At 68.9% G+C, this 20480-nt stretch carries 25 protein-coding genes; 17 read left to right on the top strand and 8 right to left on the bottom strand.

What is annotated here, in order from left to right:
* Window positions 1–367, bottom strand: a 367-nt coding sequence (locus GVY39_RS21620) for a hypothetical protein (RefSeq protein ID WP_201295301.1), incomplete at its 3' end; no start/stop codon positions are given.
* Between GVY39_RS21620 and GVY39_RS21625 the strand changes: the two genes are divergently transcribed.
* The 7 genes from GVY39_RS21625 to GVY39_RS21655 all read left to right on the top strand — a co-directional run bounded on the left by GVY39_RS21625 (window position 354) and on the right by GVY39_RS21655 (window position 5136).
* Window positions 354–779, top strand: a complete 426-nt coding sequence (locus GVY39_RS21625) for a hypothetical protein (protein ID WP_159927413.1) — start codon at window positions 354–356, stop codon at window positions 777–779. The two genes, GVY39_RS21620 and GVY39_RS21625, sit on opposite strands and share 14 nt — an antisense overlap.
* Window positions 780–891: 112 nt before the next feature.
* Window positions 892–1758, top strand: coding sequence for a lytic transglycosylase domain-containing protein (locus tag GVY39_RS21630; protein ID WP_159927415.1), 867 nt, complete (start codon window positions 892–894; stop codon window positions 1756–1758).
* 19 nt (window positions 1759–1777) lie between these two features.
* Window positions 1778–2917, top strand: coding sequence for an Mrp/NBP35 family ATP-binding protein (locus tag GVY39_RS21635; protein WP_159927417.1), 1140 nt, complete (start codon window positions 1778–1780; stop codon window positions 2915–2917).
* Window positions 2918–3040: 123 nt separating this feature from the next.
* A complete protein-coding gene (locus GVY39_RS21640) occupies window positions 3041–3361 on the top strand; it encodes a DivIVA domain-containing protein (RefSeq protein WP_159927419.1) in 321 nt (106 codons plus the stop codon).
* Window positions 3358–3951, top strand: a complete 594-nt coding sequence (locus GVY39_RS21645) for a DNA-3-methyladenine glycosylase I (protein WP_159927421.1) — start codon at window positions 3358–3360, stop codon at window positions 3949–3951. Before GVY39_RS21640 ends, GVY39_RS21645 begins: the two co-directional genes overlap by 4 nt.
* Window positions 3952–4092: 141 nt before the next feature.
* Complete coding sequence (locus tag GVY39_RS21650) at window positions 4093–4260, top strand: DUF3117 domain-containing protein (RefSeq protein ID WP_011211259.1); 168 nt, start codon at window positions 4093–4095, stop codon at window positions 4258–4260.
* Window positions 4261–5136, top strand: a complete 876-nt coding sequence (locus tag GVY39_RS21655; protein ID WP_370523811.1) for a putative RNA methyltransferase — start codon at window positions 4261–4263, stop codon at window positions 5134–5136. It begins immediately after the preceding gene.
* 9 nt (window positions 5137–5145) lie between these two features.
* Here GVY39_RS21655 and glgA read toward each other — a convergent pair whose 3' ends face one another.
* Complete coding sequence (gene glgA / locus GVY39_RS21660) at window positions 5146–6312, bottom strand: glycogen synthase (RefSeq protein ID WP_159927680.1); 1167 nt, start codon at window positions 6310–6312, stop codon at window positions 5146–5148.
* Between the two features lie 125 nt (window positions 6313–6437).
* Here glgA and glgC point away from each other — a divergent pair, with 125 nt between their 5' ends.
* Window positions 6438–7694 (top strand): glucose-1-phosphate adenylyltransferase, encoded by a 1257-nt coding sequence (gene glgC, locus GVY39_RS21665; RefSeq protein ID WP_159927423.1) that lies wholly within the window; start codon window positions 6438–6440, stop codon window positions 7692–7694.
* 45 nt (window positions 7695–7739) lie between these two features.
* Here the strand turns inward: glgC and GVY39_RS21670 are convergent, their stop codons facing one another.
* From GVY39_RS21670 to GVY39_RS21680, 3 genes are all read right to left on the bottom strand, one after another.
* Complete coding sequence (locus tag GVY39_RS21670) at window positions 7740–7964, bottom strand: hypothetical protein (RefSeq protein WP_159927425.1); 225 nt, start codon at window positions 7962–7964, stop codon at window positions 7740–7742.
* Between the two features lie 245 nt (window positions 7965–8209).
* A complete protein-coding gene (locus tag GVY39_RS21675; protein WP_159927427.1) occupies window positions 8210–8443 on the bottom strand; it encodes a hypothetical protein in 234 nt (77 codons plus the stop codon).
* Between the two features lie 88 nt (window positions 8444–8531).
* Entirely contained in the window at window positions 8532–9164 is a 633-nt protein-coding gene (locus tag GVY39_RS21680) for an O-methyltransferase (RefSeq protein ID WP_321210238.1), read from the bottom strand.
* Between the two features lie 287 nt (window positions 9165–9451).
* Between GVY39_RS21680 and sigE the strand changes: the two genes are divergently transcribed.
* The 9 genes from sigE to GVY39_RS21725 all read left to right on the top strand — a co-directional run bounded on the left by sigE (window position 9452) and on the right by GVY39_RS21725 (window position 16620).
* Complete coding sequence (gene sigE, locus GVY39_RS21685) at window positions 9452–10111, top strand: RNA polymerase sigma factor SigE (protein WP_223520937.1); 660 nt, start codon at window positions 9452–9454, stop codon at window positions 10109–10111.
* 61 nt (window positions 10112–10172) lie between these two features.
* A complete protein-coding gene (locus GVY39_RS21690) occupies window positions 10173–10562 on the top strand; it encodes a hypothetical protein (protein ID WP_159927429.1) in 390 nt (129 codons plus the stop codon).
* A gap of 10 nt (window positions 10563–10572) precedes the next feature.
* Window positions 10573–12105, top strand: coding sequence for a S1C family serine protease (locus GVY39_RS21695; protein ID WP_159927431.1), 1533 nt, complete (start codon window positions 10573–10575; stop codon window positions 12103–12105).
* A 33-nt stretch (window positions 12106–12138) separates the two neighbouring features.
* Entirely contained in the window at window positions 12139–12555 is a 417-nt protein-coding gene (tatB, locus tag GVY39_RS21700; protein WP_159927433.1) for a Sec-independent protein translocase protein TatB, read from the top strand.
* Window positions 12556–12607: 52 nt separating this feature from the next.
* Window positions 12608–13465 carry a hypothetical protein gene (locus tag GVY39_RS21705; RefSeq protein ID WP_159927435.1) on the top strand — a complete coding sequence of 286 codons (858 nt, stop codon included), beginning with the start codon at window positions 12608–12610 and terminating at the stop codon, window positions 13463–13465.
* Window positions 13466–13988: 523 nt separating this feature from the next.
* Window positions 13989–14516 carry a hypothetical protein gene (locus GVY39_RS21710; protein ID WP_159927437.1) on the top strand — a complete coding sequence of 176 codons (528 nt, stop codon included), beginning with the start codon at window positions 13989–13991 and terminating at the stop codon, window positions 14514–14516.
* A 23-nt stretch (window positions 14517–14539) separates the two neighbouring features.
* Window positions 14540–14893: a hypothetical protein gene (locus GVY39_RS21715; protein ID WP_159927439.1), complete on the top strand. Its 354-nt coding sequence runs from the start codon at window positions 14540–14542 to the stop codon at window positions 14891–14893.
* 97 nt (window positions 14894–14990) lie between these two features.
* Window positions 14991–16067, top strand: a complete 1077-nt coding sequence (locus GVY39_RS21720) for an XdhC family protein (RefSeq protein WP_159927441.1) — start codon at window positions 14991–14993, stop codon at window positions 16065–16067.
* A gap of 217 nt (window positions 16068–16284) precedes the next feature.
* Window positions 16285–16620: a hypothetical protein gene (locus tag GVY39_RS21725; protein ID WP_159927443.1), complete on the top strand. Its 336-nt coding sequence runs from the start codon at window positions 16285–16287 to the stop codon at window positions 16618–16620.
* Between the two features lie 23 nt (window positions 16621–16643).
* Here GVY39_RS21725 and GVY39_RS21730 read toward each other — a convergent pair whose 3' ends face one another.
* From GVY39_RS21730 to GVY39_RS21740, 3 genes are all read right to left on the bottom strand, one after another.
* Window positions 16644–17582 carry a glucosyl-3-phosphoglycerate synthase gene (locus GVY39_RS21730; RefSeq protein WP_159927445.1) on the bottom strand — a complete coding sequence of 313 codons (939 nt, stop codon included), beginning with the start codon at window positions 17580–17582 and terminating at the stop codon, window positions 16644–16646.
* Window positions 17579–18463, bottom strand: a complete 885-nt coding sequence (gene folP, locus GVY39_RS21735; protein ID WP_159927447.1) for a dihydropteroate synthase — start codon at window positions 18461–18463, stop codon at window positions 17579–17581. The genes GVY39_RS21730 and folP overlap by 4 nt, the downstream gene beginning before the upstream one ends.
* Window positions 18464–18709: 246 nt before the next feature.
* Entirely contained in the window at window positions 18710–20479 is a 1770-nt protein-coding gene (locus GVY39_RS21740; RefSeq protein ID WP_159927449.1) for a long-chain-acyl-CoA synthetase, read from the bottom strand.
* Window position 20480: the final 1 nt, after the last annotated feature.

Here is a 20480-nt window from a genome sequence, read left to right on the forward strand (position 1 = left end):
GGGATGGGTCGCAGGAGTTGCGGGCGGTGTTGCGGTACAACAACTCGATGGCGTACGCGGCGAATGTGTTGAGTTGGTCGGCGGCGTATCGGACGGGGGGTTCGCCGCAGCAGGTGCGGGTTTCGCCGGATGTGGTGGCGCCGGGGACGTTGCCTTCGGTGGGGCCGGGGTCGGAGATGGCGGCGGTGACGACGACGGCGCCGCGGGTGGGTGAGTCGCCGCGGGCGGTGGTTCCGGTTCCGCGGCCGCCGGTGCCGATGCAGGTGATGATCACGATTCCGGGTTTGCCGCCGATTCCGTGTGGGATCTTCTGCCCGCCCGCGCCGCCGGTGAATCCGTGCGCGGCGCAACCGATGCCCGCACCCATGCCGTTCCCGGACCTACCGGGCACCGCCCGCGTCCCGCTCGCACCGGGGCAACCCTACGGCGGCGTACCGACCGCTCCGCGCGACCCCGGCGATCCGGCCGGGATGGGCAGGCCCGCCGATGCCGGGATCCCCGGCCAGCCGGGCGCCCCGGACCAGCAGGCCGCCGGATGCGCACAGCCCGAGACCACGCTGGCCACCGCCGAACCCGCGCCCGCACCCGGAGGCCTGCCCGCTCCGGACGACGCACACCGCGGCGATCCCGAACCTGCCGTCACCACGCCGCCCGCTGCGGAACCCGAACCGGAACCGGCGCCCGAGGCCGCCCCTGTTCCCCCGCCGCCACCGGGGATCACTCTCCCCTTCGGAATCGTCATCCCCCTTCCCGTACCACCCGCTGCACCCCAGCAGTGATTCAAACCAGGTATCAGATCACGAAGCAGTAACAAACAGATCTCGGATGCGGTAATCTCCCCTTGGTTCATCACAAAGGGCTCACAGCGAGCCATGGGAGGGTCACCGCACCGTGGGGCGTCATCGCAAACAATCGCCTGCCACCGTCAGACGGAGTTCCGTCATCGCACTGACCGGTCTGGTTCCCGCCGGGCTCGTATCCGTCACGGCCGCCTCCGAGGTCGGCGACGCCGCACCCGTCGCGGCGGCGGTGCATACACCCGAAAGCGAACCGGAGACTCTGAGCGCCGGCCCGCAGGCGGCCGCGGACTTGATGGCCGGGGCTGAATTCGCCGCTCACGCCATGGCGAAGGCCGCGCCTACCGCCACGCCCGTGGTGAAAACCGTTGCGCTGCCGGCCGGTCGGCAACCCGCCGCGATGGCGACCGGGCCGCTGGGCGTCCCCGGTGTGGCCGTCGCGGCCTATCAGAACGCGGAACGGGTCCTGGCGGCCGAGAATCCGGTGTGCGGCATGCCGTGGTCGCTGCTGGCCGGTATCGGCCGGGTCGAGTCCACCCACGCGTTCGGCGGCAAGGCCGACGCCGAGGGCAACCCGCTGAGCCCCGTCTACGGCCCGGTGCTGGATGGTTCGCTCTACGGCAACCACGTCATCCGCGACACCGACGACGGCGCGTTGGACGGCCTGGACGGATACGACCGCGCCATCGGCCCCATGCAGTTCCTGCCCGAAACCTGGAAGCGCTACGCGGCCGACGGCAGCGGCGACGGCATCGCCGACCCGCAGAACCTCTTCGACGCCGCCCTGACCGCCGGGAAGTACCTGTGCGACGGCGGCTTGAACATGCGTGACATGGCCCAGCAGACCAAGGCGATCCTGCGCTACAACCACTCCATGGCGTACGTCGCGAACGTCATGGCGTGGGAAACTTCCTACAACACGGGGGTCGCACCCCGGCCCCGTGACCTGCCCAAAATTTGACACGCCTAAAATTTCTGCCATGCCAGTGGTTACGGAATCGGATGTGCGGGGAGCCCTCGCGAAGGTCGACGACCCGGAGATCCGCAAGCCGATCACCGAGCTGGGCATGGTGAAGAGCGTCGTGATCGGCGCCGCCAGCGATGTCCACGTGGAGATCTACTTGACGACGGCGGGTTGCCCCCTGCGCACCGAGATCACGCAGCGGGTCAGCAAGGCCGTCGCGGATGTCCCGGGCGTGGGCGCGATCAGCGTCGACCTCGACGTGATGAACGACGAGCAGCGCACCGCACTGCGCAAGCAGTTGCGCGGTGACGCGGCCGATCCGGTCATCCCGTTCGCCCAGCCCGGCTCGCTGACCCGCGTCTACGCGGTCGCCTCCGGAAAGGGCGGCGTCGGCAAGTCCAGCGTCACGGTGAACCTGGCCGCCGCCATGGCCTCGCGCGGCCTCTCGGTCGGCGTGCTGGACGCGGACATCTACGGGCATTCAATCCCGCGCATGCTCGGCACCGACGCCCGCCCCACCCAGGTCGAGCGGATGATCATGCCGCCGATCGCGCACGACGTGAAGATGATCTCGATCGCGCAATTCACCCAGGGCAACACGCCGGTGGTGTGGCGCGGTCCGATGCTGCACCGGGCGCTGCAACAGTTCCTCGCCGACGTCTTCTGGGGCGACCTCGACATCCTGCTGCTCGATCTGCCCCCGGGCACCGGCGACGTCGCCATCTCCATCGCCCAGCTGATTCCGGGGGCGGAGATCCTGGTCGTCACCACCCCGCAGCCGGCCGCCGCGGAGGTGGCCGAGCGGGCCGGCGCGATCGCGTTGCAGACCAGGCAGCGCATCGCGGGCGTGGTGGAGAACATGTCCTGGCTCGACCTGCCGGACGGAACCCGGATGGACCTGTACGGCTCCGGTGGCGGGCAGGCCGTCGCCGATCGGCTCACCCGCGCCGTGGGCGCGACGGTGCCGCTGCTCGGTCAGATTCCCATCGAACAGGCACTGCGCGAGTCAGGCGACGAAGGCACCCCCATCGTGCTGCGTGATCCGGAGAACCCGGCCGCCAAGGCTCTGCTGGAGGTCGCCGACAAACTCGCTGTCCGTCGCCGCGGTCTCGCGGGGATGTCCCTGGGCATCGACACCACCCGACACGGTGGTTGATTCGCCGCGCCCGCGGTGCGGCGTGTTCGCGGGCCGCGAGCGGCGCTCGTAGGCCTCGCACCCGACGGGGGAATCTGTCGGTGGCTGTTCGGTCGGGCCACGCGCTGCAAATAAACTCATCTCATGCTCACCATGCTGTTGTACGTGCTGATCGTCGGCTTGGTCGCGGCGGTGCTGTTCCTGCTCGCCAGTGCGGTGTTCGGGCGGTCCGAGGAGCTGGGCCCGCTGCCGGAGGAGACGACGGCCACGGTGTTGCCGGTGGAAGGGATCACCGGGGCGGACGTGCGCGCGTTGCGCTTCCAGCAGGTGGTGCGCGGCTACAAGGCCGCGGAGGTGGATTGGGCGCTGGCCAGGCTGGCCGCGCGGATCGATGAGCTCCAGCATCAGCTGGCCGAGGCGCAGGCCGCGCGGTGGCAGACGCCGATCGCGCCGGAGACGAAATGACCGCCCTCGCCGACGACGGGCTGATTCGCTGCGCTTGGCCGCTGGAATCTCCGCTCTATCGGGACTACCACGACTACGAATGGGGCAAGCCGCTGCACGGTGACGACGCCTTGTTCGAGCGGCTCTGCTTGGAGGCGTTCCAATCCGGTCTGTCCTGGCTGACCATCCTGCGGAAACGCCCGGCCTTCCGCGCCGCGTTCGCCGATTTCTCGATCGAGCGCGTCGCGGAGTTCGGTGACGACGACGTCGCCAGGCTGATGGCCGACGCCGGCATAGTCCGCAACCGTCTCAAGATCGACGCGGCCATCGCCAACGCCCGGGTTGCCAGGGATCTCGAGGTGAGCCTGGACGAGCTGCTCTGGTCGTTCGCCCCGCCGCCGCGCCCGCGCCCGCGCTCCGGCGCCGATGTGCCCGCGACCACACCTGAATCCACAGCCCTGGCAAAAGAATTGAAACGGCGCGGATTCCGATTCGTCGGACCCACCACCGCGTATGCCTTGATGCAGGCGACCGGAATGGTCGATGACCACGTGGCCGATTGCTGGGTGGGCAGCGACCGGTCCGGCACAGGCCGACCGGTCACTTTTTGAACTCAGCTATCCGTCCACATCCGCGATAGGGAAGAATGGGACGGGTGTAGCTCGCCAAACGCCGGCGAGCTCACTGGTTGGTGACAACTGGAGTTCCAAGAAAGTGCGCAGCAGACCGCGCAGATCTGGAGGGAGCAGAGGATGGCGGCCATGAAGCCCCGCACCGGGGATGGTCCCCTCGAGGCAACCAAAGAAGGGCGTGGAATCGTTATGCGGGTTCCACTCGAGGGTGGCGGGCGTCTGGTCGTCGAGCTCACGCCGGACGAGGCAGCGGCGCTCGGTGACGAACTGAAGAGCGTCACGAGCTGAGTGGTCCCGGCTGAGCATAAGACTCTCGCCGTCGCGGCCGGCGTCCTGGCATGCCCCGAATGTATACGGGCGCACCAGGACGCCGCGTCGCTCGCGCTCGAACCCACCGACAAGGCGCTGCGCTGCGGTCGCGGGCACAGCTTCGACATCGCCAGGCAGGGCTACGTCAGCCTGCTGACCGGTGCTTCGACCAAGATGACCGGGGACACCGCCGCCATGCTCGACGCGCGTGCCGCCTTCCAAAGCGAGGGACACTTCGCGCCGATCGCCGACGCGGTCACACGAGCCGTCACGACGCGCCGGAGCGGCGGCGCGGTGCTCGAAGTCGGCGCGGGCACCGGTTACTACCTGGCCAAGGCGCTCGACGCGTCTCCCCCTGCCCTCGGCATCGGGCTGGACGTGGCCAAGCCGGCCGTCCGGCGGTGCGCGCGCGCCCACCCGCGCGCCGCGGCGATACTGGCCGACGCCTGGCGTGGGTTGCCGATCCGCGACGGCGCGCTCACCGGCGTGCTCTCGGTTTTCGCACCGCGTAATCCCGGCGAGATCGCCAGGGTGCTCGCCGACGAGGGCCGCTTCGTCGTCGCCACACCCACCGAACGCCATCTCGGCGAGCTGATCGGACCGCTGGACATGGTCCGAGTGGACCCCGACAAGGACCGCAGGCTCGACGCCGCGATGGCGGGGCATTTCGAGCCGGTCGAACAGACGCTCATCGAGTATCCGATGACGCTCGCCAGGACCGACGTCGCGCACGTGGTGGGCATGGGGCCGTCCGCACACCACGCCGCCGCCGGGGAGGCGCGTCTGGCGCGGTTGCCGGAGTCCGTCGAGGTCACCGCGTCGGTCGTCGTCGGCACCTACCGCCGGGTGGCCTGACGGCCCGGCTCAGCCTTTCCTGACCGCGTCGTAGACCGCGACCGTGCGGGCCGCTATCCGGGACCAGTCGAATTCGGAGATGGCTCGTTCCCGGCCCGCCGCGCCCAATCGCGCGGCCAGTGCCTGGTCGCCGGCCACCTCGTTCACGGCGGCCGCCAGCGCCCGCTCGTAGTCCTCGGCGGCGCCCGCGTCGTAGTGCACCAGGCGTCCGTTGCGGCTGTCGACCACCTCGGGGATGCCGCCCACGTCGGAGGCGACGACCGCGGTCGCGCAGGCCATCGCCTCCAGGTTCACGATGCCCAGCGGCTCGTACACCGACGGGCACACGAACACCGACGCGGCGGCGAGGATCTGCCGGATCCGCTCGGTCGGCAGCATCTCCCGTATCCAGAACACGTTGCCGCGCCGCTGCCGCAGTTCCTGGACCGCCGCGGTGACCTCCTGCGCCAATTCGGGCGTGTCCGGCGCGCCCGCGCACAACACGAGCTGGATGTCGGGGTCGAAGCCGCGGGCGGCGGCCAGCAGGTGACCGACCCCCTTCTGGCGCGTGATGCGACCGACGAAGGCGGCGATCGGAAGGTCGGTCCGCACGCCGAGCTCGGCGAGCACCGACGGCTCGCCGGCGGCTACCGGACCCGGATGCCAGATCGACCCGTCGATGCCGTTGTGAACCACGTGGACCCGGTCCGGATCGACCGCCGGATAGGCGTCGAGCACGTCGCGGCGCATGCCTTCGCTCACGGCGATGACCGCGTCGGCGTGCTCGACGGCGTTGCGTTCCGACCACGAGGAGAGCCGGTAGCCGCCGCCGAGCTGCTCGGCTTTCCACGGCCTGCGCGGCTCCAGCGAGTGCGCGGTCAGCACATGCGGGACGCCGTAGAGGGCCGCGGCCAGATGCCCGGCCAAACCGCTGTACCAGGTGTGCGAGTGCACCACGTCCACTTCGCCGACGGCGTCGGCCATCCGAAGCTGGGCGGACATCATCTGCAGCGCGGCGTTGGCGCCGTAGAGCGACGGGTCCGGTTGATGCACCACGGCGTCCGCGCGATCCACGCCCATGCAGTGCACGGTCACCTCGCACAGATGACGCAAATGCGCCGTCAGTTGCGTGACGTGCACCCCCGCCCCGCCGTACACTTCCGGCGGGTATTCGCGGGTCAGCATCGCGACGCTCAGCCGACTCCGCTCGCCGGAATCCACCGCCGAACGCCCGCCATCCGTGCCGAAACTCACCGGTTCAAAGTAGACGTTCGAGTCCGCGGCGGCCACTCCCGGGCGCTGGACCCGGTAGTTTGGCAGGTGTGAGGAGCCAGCCGCACGTACTCGGGATCGTGCTCGCCGGTGGCGAGGGCAAGCGACTCTTTCCACTCACGGCCGACCGCGCCAAGCCCGCCGTCCCGTTCGGCGGCGCCTACCGCCTCATCGACTTCGTGCTCAGCAATCTGGTCAACGCGGGTTTCCTGCGGCTGTGCGTACTCACGCAGTACAAGTCGCACTCGCTGGACCGGCACATCTCGCAGACCTGGCGGCTGTCCGGTTTCGCGGGCGAGTACATCACCCCGGTGCCCGCGCAGCAGCGGCTCGGTCCGCGGTGGTACACCGGCAGCGCGGACGCGATCATGCAATCGCTGAACCTGATCTACGACGAGGATCCGGATTACATCGTGGTTTTCGGCGCCGACCACGTCTACCGCATGGACCCGGAGCAGATGGTGCGCCACCACATCGACTCCGGCGCCGGCGTGACCGTGGCCGGTATTCGGGTGCCGCGCAGCGAGGCGAGCGCGTTCGGCTGCATCGACAGCGACGACTCCGGTCGCATCACGCAGTTCTTGGAGAAGCCCCCGCATCCGCCCGGCACCCCGGACGATCCGAACGTCACGTTCGCGTCCATGGGCAACTACGTCTTCACGACCAAGGTGCTGGTGGACTCGATCCGGGCGGACGCGGACAACGCCGACTCCGACCACGACATGGGCGGCGACATCATTCCCTCGCTCGTCGCGGCGGGGCAGGCGAGCGTCTACGACTTCGCCGACAACGACGTGCCCGGCGCCACCGACCGCGACCGCGGCTACTGGCGCGATGTCGGAACCATCGACGCGTTCTACGACGCCCACATGGATCTGGTCTCGGTGCACCCGGTGTTCAACCTCTACAACCGGCACTGGCCGATCCGCGGCGCGGCCGAGAACCTGCCGCCGGCCAAGTTCGCCCAGGGCGGGCTGGCGCAGGAGTGCATCGTGGGCGCGGGCAGCATCCTGTCCGCCGCCACCGTCCGCAATTCGGTGCTCAGCGCCAACGTCATGGTCGACGACGGCGCCACCGTCGAAGGCTGCGTGCTCATGCCCGGCGTGCGGATCGGGCGCGGCGCGGTAGTGCGGCACGCCATTCTCGACAAGAACGTGGTCGTCGGCGAAGGCGAGATCATCGGGGTGGATCTGGCGCGCGACCGCAGCCGCTTCGCGGTGAGCAACGGCGGTGTCGTCACGGTAGGCAAGGGCGTCTGGGTCCAAGGCGAGGCCGATCCGCCGCTGCGGGTATCCAGGCTGTACTAGTCGAGCAGCGCGTTATTTCCCTGAAATCGCGATCGGCGAGCTGGATTACGGCCCGCCCGGCTCAGGCGCGGGCGGCCCGATGCAGAATGGCGCACAGGGGCCTGGTGTACGCGGCACCTTCGATTCGGCAGCCTCGCCGAAATCTGCCGTGCTCACCAGATAGACCGCCATCAGAGCGAACAGCATGACGGCGGCGAAAGCCATCATGGTCCGCCCCCAGTGGAGCGGCCGGGGCCTGCGCTCGTCCTCGTCCCAGAGGAACATCATCATCACCACACCGCACCCCTCTTCCGGACCGCTCGGAGCATGACCTCACCAGTATCCGAGCATCGGCGTTCCGTTGCAGCATGCGCCGAACTGTGCGTCGATGGTGGTTGTTTCGCGAACTCCACTGTTCATCCGAAAGGGACACAGCCGAGTCAGGAAGCGCTACGAGCGCGCGTCCGGCGGAAAGTTACTCGACACCAGACATATTCGGGCAAGCCAGGTCGCCCACAGCGGCTCTACCCCGGAGATCACTGTCCAGGCGGGGCGACGTTCTGGGTGCAGAACGGCTCGCAGGGTCCAGGTGTGGGGGTGGTCTTTTCGGGCCCGGTATCGAAATCGGTGTTGCTCACCACCACCATCACCAGCACAGCCCCCAGGAGTACGAGCAGCAGGGCCAACATCGTGGGCCGCAACCAACTCGATCGTCGTTCCGTCACGACGTCCCCCATGGCGGCCATCTCGATGGGAGTTAGTTCACGCATAACCGAATTTCCTCACTGAGTAGTTACTCAGCGCATACCCCGAATTCGGCGATGGAATCAGGCCGCCACGTATCCGTAGCGCGAATCGTCAACCGCGCGAGGCGCAGAGCAATCCGTCGCCCACCGGAATCAGCACACAGGTGAGTTCCGGGTTCTCCGCGATGGCGCGGGTCGCGGCGCGCACCGCCTGGGTGGCCGGATCGCGTTGCGCCGGATCGGGTACCCGCCCGCCCAGCAGCGCGTTGTGCAGCAGGATGGCGCCGCCCTGGCGCAACAGACGCACCGCCTGGGCCACGTACTCCGGATGCTCCAGCGGTGCGGCGTCGATGAAGACGAGATCGTAGGCGCCGTCGGCCAGCCGGGGCAGCACGTCCAGCGCCCGTCCGTTGATCAGCCGGGTGCGCGCGGGCGGGATGTCGGCGGCGCGGAACGCCTCCTTGGCCGCGCGCTGGTGTTCCGGCTCCGAATCGATGGTGGTCAGCGTGCCGTCCTCGCGCATGCCGTCGAGCAGCCACAGCCCGCTGATGCCCGCGCCGGTGCCGACCTCGACCACCGCGCGCGCTCCGAGCAACTGCGCGTACATGCTCAGCAGCGCGCCCACCGACGGCGGCACGGGAACCGCGCCGAGTTCGGTGGCCCGTTCCCGCGCGCTGACGAGGATTTCGTCTTCCACGACGGATTCCTCCACGTAGGCGAGATTCCGCTCCAGATTCGATGCCACGGGTATGAGGCTAACGCCGGGCGGGTGATCTCGGCGTTCCGGACAACACGCGCCGCCCGCCATTTCCGCCGCCGGTTTTCTCAGGCGACCCTCAGGATCTCCATAACCCGGCCATATCAGGACCAGAAAGAGTATGGGCAACGCAAGACCACCGACCGTGTTTCGACACGGGACGCGGGAACAACGACATACCGGTTGTCTGTTGTATCCGTACGTGACGGTCCGTAGACCCGGCCCCGAGCGAGTTCCGACGTTTACGGTCCCTAGTAGGAGGTAGCCCCATCCACATGGTCGATGCGGCGCGCGAATACGCCACCCTGCCCGAGCAGATCCTGCCGGTCGAAGCCGACCCCGTCGAGGACGCGGTCGAGCTGTCCGGCACTGCTGCCTTCGATGCCACCGGTGATCGGTCGGCGATGCCGACGTGGGACGAACTGGTCCGCGAGCACGCCGACCGGGTTTACCGCTTGGCCTACCGCCTCTCCGGCGACGCTCAGGACGCCGAAGATCTCACCCAGGAGACGTTCATCCGGGTGTTCCGTTCGCTGTCGAATTACCAACCCGGCACGTTCGAGGGGTGGTTGCACCGCATCACCACCAACCTGTTCCTGGACATGGTGCGCCGCCGTAACCGGATCAGGATGGAGGCGCTGCCCGAGGACTACGACCGGGTGCCCGCCGATGGCCCCGGGCCGGAGCAGGCCTACCACGACGCCCGGCTGGATCCCGACCTGCAAACCGCCCTGGATTCCCTCGCCCCGGAGTTCCGCGCGGCCGTGGTGCTCTGTGACATCGAGGGACTGTCCTACGAGGAGATCGGCGCTACGCTCGGCGTGAAACTGGGCACTGTGCGCAGTCGGATCCACCGTGGACGCCAGGCCCTGCGCGACTACCTTGCGCATAATGGAAGTGAGCAGCGGTTCGCCGTTGACGCGAACATAGGGTGATTCGTCGGAAACCGGCATCGCCCGAACATCGGTCGATGTCGGTTGGAAGGGTGAGCACCGAATGAGTGGCGACTTCAGTACGTCCGGTCGTCCGCCGCGTTTTCGCCCCACGGAACATCTGGCGAGTGAGGCGATCGCGGCCTACGTGGACGGCGAGCTGCGGATGAACGCATATCTGCGCGCCGCTCAACATCTGTCGCTGTGCCCCGAATGCGCGGCGGAGGTCGATGCCCAGCAGCAGGCGCGCATCGCGTTGCGGCACGCCGGGCAGGTCGCGATTCCGACCGGCCTGCACGACAGCCTGACCAGGATTCCGCTGGCCGAATTGCCGGGTGGCGCGTCCAGCACAACGTCTTCCCCGTCCGGCAGGCCCCCACGGAACGAGGCCGTTTTCGGCTTTCTGACCGATTCGTTCACCGCGACCCGGTGGACAACCTGGTGGCGCAAGTAGAGTTTTCCGAGTGACCACCGAATCGACGAATTCCGGATCGGCCGACACCTCGGATTCGGCGGCCAACCGCGGGAATCTCCGTCCGCCGGACGCACCCGTGCTCGGCCCGCGCCCGGTCTATCGGCCCCATGTCGACACGCATACCGCGCGCGCCTTCCGCAGGCCTGCCGGCCTATCCGGTTCGTTCGCCGTGCCGCTGCGCAAGGCGGGCTCCGCGCCGCAATCCGGCCCCGAACTGCAGAACCGCCCGCCCGACGCGGTGCTGGCCGAGGCGTTCGGCCGCCCCGAGGGCTCCACCGAGGTCCTGCAACGCGACCCCGACGCGACCGGCGGCCCCGCCTCCGTCACCGAACCGGCCGATCCGTGGCGTGACCCCGAGGCGGTCGCGCGCCTGGGCTCCCCCGCCGTGCCAACACCCAAGCCGCAGCCGCTGCCGCAGGCCGAGAAGCTCAGTGCCCGCGAAGTGCTGTTCGGCTCCCGGGTCGCGCCCAAGGCGCTGGCCCTGCTCGCACTCGTCGCGCTCGTCATCGGCCTGCTCGGCGGGCTGGTCGGGCGGCTGACCGCGGAAACCGCCTCGACGCTCACCTCCCGCAAGGTGACCCTGGAGCAGACCGGCGACGGCGCCCGCCCCCACGGTGTGATCGCCGAGGTCGCCAACGCCGTGCTGCCCTCGGTCGTCTCCATCCGGGTGACCGTCGGCGACAACGGCGCCACCGGTTCGGGCGTGGTGATCGACGGCGGCGGCTACATCGTCACCAACAACCACGTCATCTCCATGGCAGCGCAGGACAAGAGCAATCGCGCCGCGATCCAGGTGCAGTTCTCCGACGGCACCCGCGTTCCCGCCCAGATCGTCGGCCGCGACCCGAAGACCGACCTGGCCGTCCTGAAGGTCGACGTGAAGAATCTCACCGTCGCCCAGCTGGGCAAGTCCGGCAACGTCCAGGTCGGTGACGACGTGCTGGCCATCGGTTCGCCGCTGGGCCTGAGCAAGACGGTCACCTCCGGCATCGTCAGCGCCCTGCACCGTCCGGTGAAGCTGGAGGGCGAGGGCAGCGACACGAAGGCCGTGATCGACGCCGTGCAGACCGACGCCTCGATCAACCCGGGTAACTCCGGCGGCGCGCTGGTGGACATGGACGGCCGGGTCGTCGGCATCAACACCGCCATCCGCAGCGAGACCGGCGGCTCGGTCGGTCTGGGCTTCGCCATCCCGGTGGACAAGATGACCGAGGTCGCACAGACCTTGATCCGCGACGGCGTCGTGCACCACGCGACGATCGGCCTGAGCGCGCGCACCAAACAGGTGGCCAACGAGGTTATGAGCGGCGCGGCGGTGGCGGACGTCGTTCCCGGCGGTCCCGCGGCGAAGGCCGGGATCGTGGAGGGTGACGTGATCGTGAAGGTCGGCGACCGCGAGGTCACGAATCCGGACGAGTTGGTCGTCGCGGTGCAGTCCCGCGAGATCGGCGAAACGGTGAACGTGCAGTTGATCCGCGATGGCAGGCAGGTGGACGTGCCCGTGACGCTGGAATCCGACTGATCCGCTGGTCGGATCGCCGGGTAGCCTGGTTACGTGTTCAGCAACATCGGCTGGAGCGAGATGGTCATCCTGCTCGTCGCCGCCCTCGTGATCCTCGGCCCGGAGCGTTTGCCCGGCGCCGTGCGCTGGACCACGCGCAGCCTGCGTCAGGTCCGCGACTACGCGAGTGGCGCAACCTCTCAGCTGAAGCAGGAACTCGGGCCGGAGTTCGAGGATCTACGCAAGCCGCTGGCCGACCTGAACGAACTGCGCGGTATGACGCCGCGGGCGATGGTGACCAAACATCTTCTCAACGGCGACGATTCGCTGTTGAAGGATTTCGGCAGCGCATTGCCCGATCCGAAGGACCTGTACAGCACGAACAGCGGGATGCCGGACTATCCGATGCCCAAGTTGGATAAGCCGTTGGAGCGCAACGAACGTCCCCCGATCGACACCGACGCCACCTGAACCGTCAAGAAGACTAGACGCAATGCGCTGTTCAGCTGTCTAGACTTCGCACATGTCGGCCGATGACGTGGCGCGCGTGTTCGCGATCGAGGACAAGGTCGAGCGACTGAAGGCGGCCACCGACGGGGTGGCGGCGGCGCAGCAGACCATCAACGAACTGACCAGGATTCGGCGTGCCGTGATCCGGGAACTCCATGCCGAGGGCTGGACGTTCGCCAGAATCGGTGCCGCCGCGGGCCTTTCCCGCGCCCGCATCCATCAGGTGAGTACGCAAGGACCCGCGCCGGAAGGATTGTTCTTCGGGCACGGTTCGCTCACCGTGCTCGTTCCGGAGGTGCGCGCCGGGCGCGTGATCGGCGCGCCGGATCCGGCAGCGCCGCAGCGATTGGCCGAGCTCCTACGCGAACTCGGCTTCAGCGTGGCGGTCGAGCATTTCCTACCGGGCCGCCCGATCGATCTGCGCCGCAACGGCCTGATCGTGTTGGGCGGCCCGGAACTGTCCCCGAGTCTGCGTCAATTGGTCGCCGCCGATCCGCGATTGCGTCGCGCGGTGGCCAGAATGGGTGACGCGCGCCGGGGTATCGAGGACCGGGCGGCCCGCCGGGTGTATCGGCCGGGCGGACCCGAACCGCACGACATCGCCTATCTCGGCAGGCTTCCCAGGCCAGACGGGCGCGGCAGCGTGCTGATGATCGACGGTATGCATCCGCCCGGCTCACTCGGCGCCATCCGGCTGCTCGCCACCCGGCTGGCCACCCTGCACGAGCGGGCGAGCAATCACCTGTTCTCGGTGCTGATCGCCTGTCGCTTCGACCGCGCCACCGGCGAGCCCTTGGAGGCCGAACTGCTCACGCCGGTCTACCGCCACGACCCGGAGAACCGATCGCCCGCAACGGGTCTGCGCCGCTGAACCACCATGCACCCGAAGACGCGGCCGGCCCGCGCTCGGCTGCACGAGTCCTCCGCGTGCGCTGTCCCATGGCGCCGCCGAATCCCCTTGGGCCCCGGTAGCCACACGAGTCCGTGTGTGTAATCACTCAGGCCGCCCCACCCGTCGCTCGTTCACCTCGACTTGGGCGACCCCACGCCCGTTAGCGGCGAGCGGGATTCGAGCGTTCCCGCGAGTTCGAAGCCGAGGGTGCACTCGCACAACAAGATTCAGCAAATAGTTGGCCACTACAGGTCATCGGCGCTTCGTGGTTGCAGCGAAACGGTGGATGGTCGAGACGGCTTCGGACGGGCAACGAAGTACCCGCTGCTCAGCTGTTCGAGAGCACTCTGTGGCGTCATCCGAACCGCCATCCTGCCGTGTGGTACAGGTCACCAGACCTGCCGCGAGCGAGTTCATTCACGGATGATTGAATAGCTAGACGATAACCGCATGTGATAGGTGAACGCTGATGCGTGATCGAAAGTCGATATCTGCGAGTTCCGTGACCCTTCTCTCCGTGCTGCGGCCGCACGGCCTCGCGACTCCGGCCCGGACCGGCGATCCCACGGTGACCACCCACCGAGTCACCTACAGCGACCGGTTGAAAGTCTTCGTCGGCCCCGGCGAGACCATCGACAGCTTTCTGCGCCCGCTGCGCAGGCTGGACGGCTTCCACCGCTACTCGGTGAACATGACCCGGCTCGCCGAGCCGATGCGCCCCGCCGACATCGACCCGGCGATCAGCTCCGCGCCCGGCCAGGAGTACCTCCAGTGCACCGGCTCGGCGGACGCGCTGACCCTCGAGATGCGCACCGCGGTCGGCGGCACGCCGCAACGCTTCGCCTTGGGCCTGTCCGGCGAGCGGATCGGTCCACCGGATGTCGACGTGCCGGTCCCCGTCGGCGTGCCCGCTCCCCGCGTGTATCCGGACGAGCTCTTCACCGCCGAGCAGGCGGCCGAGATCTTCACGGCGTACTTCGAGACCGACGCCGTCCCGTCCCATCTCCAGCTCCGCTCAACGGACGCGTGAGGCGTCCGGCAAGGAGGAAAATCGTGAACCCGCTATTGCTCATCGGCGGCGCCGTCGTGGCGGTGGGCCTGCTCGGCCTGATCCTCAGCATGCTGCTGCGGCCGAAGGGGTCGAAAGCCCACCTGACCGTCGCCGACCTCCAGGCCCGGCTCGCGGACGAGCAGTCGGCCACACCCGGGCCGGAGGGCTCGCAGGACGATGAAACGGCAGCCGACCAGCCGCACACCGCCGACACGGTCGATCCCGCCCGCCGGGAGCGCGAGCAACCCCCCACGGATACCGGCACCCGTGACGAGGCCGCGCCCACCGGCCGGGACGGAACCGAAGCGCGGGCCGAGCACGTGCTGCTACCGGATCATCGCCGCCGCGCCCAATAGCCTCCCAGTAACTAGGCTGGCGGTACGGCGGAGATTCGCCGTTCGTTTCCGGGCCCGATGCGCCGCGGCCGGACCCACTCGGAAAGGACCGGTTGCTGTGCGCGCGATACTCGAGGAATTGATCGGCCTGCTGTCGCACGGGCCGGTCGCGCTGGCACGCGTGGTGGACACGACCGGCCCCGTGCCGCGCGAACCGGGCGCCGCGATGCTCGTCACCGGCTCCGGTGACGTGCACGGCTCACTGTCGGGCGGATGCGTCGAGGCCGCCGTCGTCGCCTCGGCGCGAGAGGTGCTGGCAAGCGGCCACGCGGTGACCGACAGGTTCGGCTATGCCGACGCCGACGGGCCCGCAGTGGGCTTGACCTGCGGCGGGGAAATCGAAGTGTTCGTCGAGCGGGTCACCCCCGCGCGGCTGCCGCTGCTCTCGGCGTTGCGGCAGCGGATCGACCACGGCCGTCCCGTCGCCGTAGCGACCACCATGGACGCAACACCGGAATGGAAGCTGCTGACACCCGAGCAGACGCAACCGTGGCACGGCGTGGATCACGACGCCCGGGCGCTGCTGGCCGCGGGGCGCTGCGGCGTGGTGGGCACCGACGAGCGCGCGGCAGGCGGCTCACCGCGACCCCGGACGTTCGTGCAGGTCTTCGCGGCTCCGGCGCGCATGATCCTGGCGGGCGCCAACGATTTCGTGCGCGCGCTCAGCCGCACCGGCCGCCAGCTCGGCTACCGGGTGACGGTCGTGGACGCCCGCGAGACTTTCGCCACCGCCGCCCGGTTCCCCGCTGCCCACGAGGTCGTCGTGGACTGGCCGCATCGGTATCTGCGCGGCGAACAGGAGGCGGGGCGCATCGACCGGCGCACCGTGGTCTGCGTACTCACCCACGACGCCAAATTCGACGTGCCGATGCTGGCCACGGCGTTGTCGTGCCCGCGCATCGGCTTCGTCGGCGCTCTCGGATCCCGCCGGACCCACGCCGAGCGCGTCGAGCGCCTGCGGGCCGTGGGCGTCACCGACGACCAGCTCGGCCGACTGAGAAGTCCGGTGGGGCTGGATCTCGACGCGCGCACGCCGGACGAGACGGCCATCTCCATCGCCGCCCAGATCCTCGCCGAGCGCGGCGGCGCCTCCGCGCTTCCGCTCGACCGCACCGAGGGTCCCATTCACCGCTGATCCGCGCAAAACGGATTGGACTCCGAATCGCCGGGCATACCCAGCCGCAGAGCCACCCATACCGGTCGGTGGCGCGCATCTCATTCCCATCTTGCACAGCGCGCCCTTTCGGCCCACACTGAAGTTTGCTGAAAGTTAACTACGAGTAGGTGACGGTGCGTGCGCTTCGGCCCCGCCACGCTCAACCCGGCCCGCCCCACCGAGAGGAGAAAGCGCCGTGACCGCCACCCAGTTCGCCGTCCTCTGCTCGCTCGCCGGCGCCGCCAGTCTGGTCGCCACCATCGGATTGCTGCACGGACCGGCGTCCCGGCGGCGCCGGGTCGGCATCGCCCAGCACGGCATCGCCGAGCAGGTCCCCGCCCCCGCGCTACCGACCTGTCCGATCGGCAGGCCGCAGCAGCTGCTCACCGAGCCGTTGACCGTAGCGGAGGCGCATGAACTCATGCAGCGCCACCGGATCTGTGAGCCCTCCGAATGCGTCTACAAGCTCGCGGCCTTCCGCACGCTGATCGAGGCGGGGTACATGCGGGACCCGCATGCGGAAGGGGCCTGACCGAATCGGAGCGGCAACGCGGTTCAGGCCGCCGCCCACGCGGGCCGCAGGGTGTTCATCGGCGGGCGGTCCACCAGCCGCACCTCGGTGCGGTGCGCGGTGAACTCGTCGCCGATCAACGGGAACTGGGTCAGCGCCGCGCCGGAGTCCTGGACGCCGCTGCGACCGAGCACGGTGCCCAGAATCTGGCGGCTCATCACCCCGAGGTCGGCCAGCGGACGGTTGCGATGAGTACGCACTCCCAGGTTGACCTGGCCGATCGCGGACATGCCGAGCCGGTCGTAGGTGTCCAGCAGCAACCCGATCTCCACGCCGTAGCCCGGCGCGAACGGCACCGAGGTGAGCAGTTCGCGGGTGCCTGCGTATTCGCCGCCGAGCGGCTGCAACACCTGCGAGAGTTCGGGTCGCAGCGCCGCCAGCAGAGGACGGGCGACCAGCTCGGTGACGCGGCCGCCGCCGTGCGCGTCCACCGCGCCGCCCTGTCGCAGCGGCCTGCGGTAGTAGGCCTTGGCCAGATGCATGTCATCGACCGTGAGCAGCGGACCCAGCAGCTTCGGCACGAACGCCGGATCCGGGTCGATCAGGTCGGAATCTACGAAAGCGATCAGGTCGCCGCTGGTCACCGCCAGGGAACGCCACAGAACCTCCCCCTTGCCGGGGACCGGATCCAGTTCCGGCACCGCCTGCTCGCGAGTGATCACCTCGGCGCCCGCCGCGCGCGCCCGCTCCGCGGTGGCGTCGGTCGAACCGGAATCCAGCACGATCAGCTCGTCGACCAGCGTGCCGAGCAACGGCCGGATGCTGGCCACGACATCGGCCACGGTCCGTTCTTCGTTCAGTGCGGGCAGCACCACCGACACGGTGCGCCCGGCTTTCGCGGAGACGAGATCGTCCACCCGCCAGTTCGGAGTGTCCCAGGTATGGGTCGTCGCCCAGGCGGGCTCACGGTGTTGAAATGTCATGCCAGACCTCGCAAGGTTCGTGCGGGGGGCCGGATGCCCTGGATCGCGGCGATCATGTCCACGACCCGCCGGGTCGCGGCGACTTCGTGGACACGGAAGACTCGGGCGCCGGCCGCTGCCGACCATGCTGTTGCCGCCAATGTGCCCTCCAGCCGTTCGGAAAGACCGACACCTAAAGTCTCTCCGATGAAATCCTTGTTGCTCAGCGCCATCAAGACTGGCCATCCGGTTTTTACAAGAACGTCGACTCCTCGCAACAGTTCGAGACCGTGATAAGTGTTCTTGCCGAAATCGTGGGTCGGATCGATCAGGATCGAATCCCGGCGGACTCCGGCCGCGAGCGCGTTCTCGGCGGATCGCACCACGGTTTCGGTGACTTCGCCCACCACGTCGGCGTAACGGACCCGATGCGGTCTGGTACGCGGCACCGCGCCACCGGTGTGGCTGCACACCACACCCGCGCCGTGCGCGGCGGCCACCGGAACGAGATCGGGGTCGGCGCCCGCCCAGGTGTCGTTGATCAGATCCGCCCCCTCGCCCACCGCGGCCAGCGCCACCTCGGCGCGCCAGGTGTCGACGCTGATCAGTAGCTCCGGGTACTTGCCTCGAATGGCCGCGACGAACGGGATCACGCGACGCGCTTCCTCGGCCGCGTCCACCACATCACCGGGCCCGGCTTTCACCCCGCCGATGTCGACGAGGTCGGCGCCCTCGTCCACGGCGCGCGCCACGGCGTCCATAGCCGCCGCATCGGTGAACGTGGCGCCTCGGTCGTAGAACGAGTCCGGCGTGCGATTCACGATCGCCATCACCAGCGCTCGATCCGTCGCCACCGGCCGGCCGCACAGCGTGGGAAGCGGCGCGGCGGGCGAGGGGTACATGTCGCTCTCCCGCCTCTCCGCGAATTCAGGCCGTACAAGTCAGGAGACGGGATTCGCGTTCAGGTCGTGCGCCGGGTGCCGCTACGGTTTCGGGCGTACCCGACGAGTTACCCATGTGCTTGCGAAACCAGTCGGTCCCTCCGCATCTCCGGATTCTCGAACCGTACCAGTCGAGCGCCGCCGGACCGGCGCGCAGTCTTGCGGCGGTGGACAGCGACCACCACCAGGCACGTCGGCGGATGACGGTCAGCCCTTGGGTGCGCGGCCTGCTGCGACCTCAGCGGCGTAGTCGTCGTAAGCCGGGACGTAGCCCTCGGTACGACCGGCGAGTACGTACAGCGTGCTGTCCGAATCCGGGGCATAACCCTGCTTGCGCAATTCGACCTTGCGGCTTTTGAACGTGGAGGTCTGCTCCAGCTCGTGGACGATGCGGACGAACAGCGGCACGGCGTACCCGGGCAACTGCTCGTAAGCCAGCTTCGCCACCGCCGCCCCGTCGAATTCCGCGCCGGGATGCAGTGTCACCGCGGCCATGCCCGCCTTGCCGTCGGCGCCGGGGATGTCCACGCCGTAGACCACCGCTTGGGCGATCGGCTCCGCCTTGCTCAGCCCGCCCTCCACCTCGGTGGTCGCCACGTTCTCGCCCTTCCAGCGGAAGGTGTCACCGAGCCGGTCCACGAACGCGATGTGATGCCAGCCCTGATCGCGGACCAGGTCGCCGGTGTCGAACCAGACGTCGCCGGGTTGGAAGGCGTCACGCACCAGTTTGGCCTCGGTGGCGTCCTTGTCGGTGTAACCGTCGAACGGGGAGCGATCGGTCACCTTGGCCAGCAGCAGCCCGACCTCTCCGGTACGGACCTTGCGCAACCGTCCGTTCGTGTCGCGCTTCGCCTTTCCGGTCTCGTCCTCGTACTCCACGACGGCATAGGGCAGCGGACCGAAACCGGCCGTGCGGTCCACCCCGAACGCGTTGACGAACGCGATGTTCGCCTCGCTCGCGCCGTAGAACTCCACGATCCGCTTGACGCCGAACCGGGACTTGAACTCGTCCCACAGTTCGGGGCGCAGCCCGTTGCCGACCGCGAGCCGGACCAGGTGCTGCCGGTCGGTCGGCTTGGGCGGCTGGTTGACCAGGTAGCGGCACAGCTCGCCGATGTAGATGAACGCCGTCGCCTGTTCGCGAATGACCTCGTCCCAGAACCGGGACGCGGAGAAACCCCGGCCGAGGGCCAACGTGCCGCCGGAGGCCAGCACCGCGGACAACGCGACGGTGAGCGCGTTGTTGTGGTAGAGCGGCAGGCAGCAGTACAGCGTGTCGTCGCCGCGCAGGCGGATTCCGAGGCCGCCCAGTCCGGCCATGCTCTTGGTCCAGCGCAGGTGGGTCATCACGCTGGCCTTCGGCAGTCCGGTGGTGCCGGAGGTGAAGATGAGGAACGCCCGCTCCCGCGCGGTGACCTCGGCGCAGCTCGGCGGGTCGATGTCGGCGGCGGCGCGGGCCTCCTGCTCGAGATCGTCGGCCGCGAGGATGTCGGCGGGTGGCTCGGACAGCGAGTCGATCGCCTCGGCGCACTCCGCGCCCACCACGTTCAGCACGCTGTCGAGCAGTCCGAAGCTGTGCGCCAGCACTCGATCGCGCTGGTGATGGTTGAGCAGACCCACGGTGGCCCCGAGTTTGACCGTGGCCAGCACGACGAACAGCGTCTCCGGCCGGTTGGACATCAGCACGCCGACCACGTCGCCGCGCCGCACCCCCCGCGCCGCCAGCACGCTCGCATACCGGTTCACCTGCGCGTTGGCCTCGCCGTAGGTGTAGCTCGCGCCCTCGAACCGCAGGAACAGCCGATCCGGATGACGGTGGGCGTTGCGCTGGAAGTACAGCCCCACCGAGGCCTTGGAATCCGGCGTCGTCAGCATGCCCAGCGCGTTGCGCAGCATGCCGGGCGTGTCCAGGGCCATAGCGGGAAGATTCCGGGCGAGATCGACCAGACTCACCGTCGAGCGGGCGTCGTTGCTCACT

This window comes from Nocardia sp. CY15, assembly GCF_009829295.1.
GTDB classification, from domain to species: domain Bacteria; phylum Actinomycetota; class Actinomycetes; order Mycobacteriales; family Mycobacteriaceae; genus Nocardia; species Nocardia sputi.

Bases quoted from the DNA above. Each gene is read 5' to 3' on its own strand.
- sigE (WP_223520937.1), top strand. From the start codon at position 9,452: ATGGTCGATGCGGCGCGCGAATACGCCACCCTGCCCGAGCAGATCCTG.
- GVY39_RS21625 (WP_159927413.1), top strand. From the start codon at position 354: ATGCCCGCACCCATGCCGTTCCCGGACCTACCGGGCACCGCCCGCGTC.
- GVY39_RS21635 (WP_159927417.1), top strand. From the start codon at position 1,778: ATGCCAGTGGTTACGGAATCGGATGTGCGGGGAGCCCTCGCGAAGGTC.
- GVY39_RS21675 (WP_159927427.1), bottom strand. From the start codon at position 8,443: ATGCGTGAACTAACTCCCATCGAGATGGCCGCCATGGGGGACGTCGTG.
- GVY39_RS21645 (WP_159927421.1), top strand. From the start codon at position 3,358: ATGACCGCCCTCGCCGACGACGGGCTGATTCGCTGCGCTTGGCCGCTG.
- GVY39_RS21650 (WP_011211259.1), top strand. From the start codon at position 4,093: ATGGCGGCCATGAAGCCCCGCACCGGGGATGGTCCCCTCGAGGCAACC.
- GVY39_RS21640 (WP_159927419.1), top strand. From the start codon at position 3,041: ATGCTCACCATGCTGTTGTACGTGCTGATCGTCGGCTTGGTCGCGGCG.
- GVY39_RS21690 (WP_159927429.1), top strand. From the start codon at position 10,173: ATGAGTGGCGACTTCAGTACGTCCGGTCGTCCGCCGCGTTTTCGCCCC.
- GVY39_RS21730 (WP_159927445.1), bottom strand. From the start codon at position 17,582: ATGACATTTCAACACCGTGAGCCCGCCTGGGCGACGACCCATACCTGG.
- GVY39_RS21705 (WP_159927435.1), top strand. From the start codon at position 12,608: ATGTCGGCCGATGACGTGGCGCGCGTGTTCGCGATCGAGGACAAGGTC.
- GVY39_RS21670 (WP_159927425.1), bottom strand. From the start codon at position 7,964: ATGATGATGTTCCTCTGGGACGAGGACGAGCGCAGGCCCCGGCCGCTC.
- folP (WP_159927447.1), bottom strand. From the start codon at position 18,463: ATGTACCCCTCGCCCGCCGCGCCGCTTCCCACGCTGTGCGGCCGGCCG.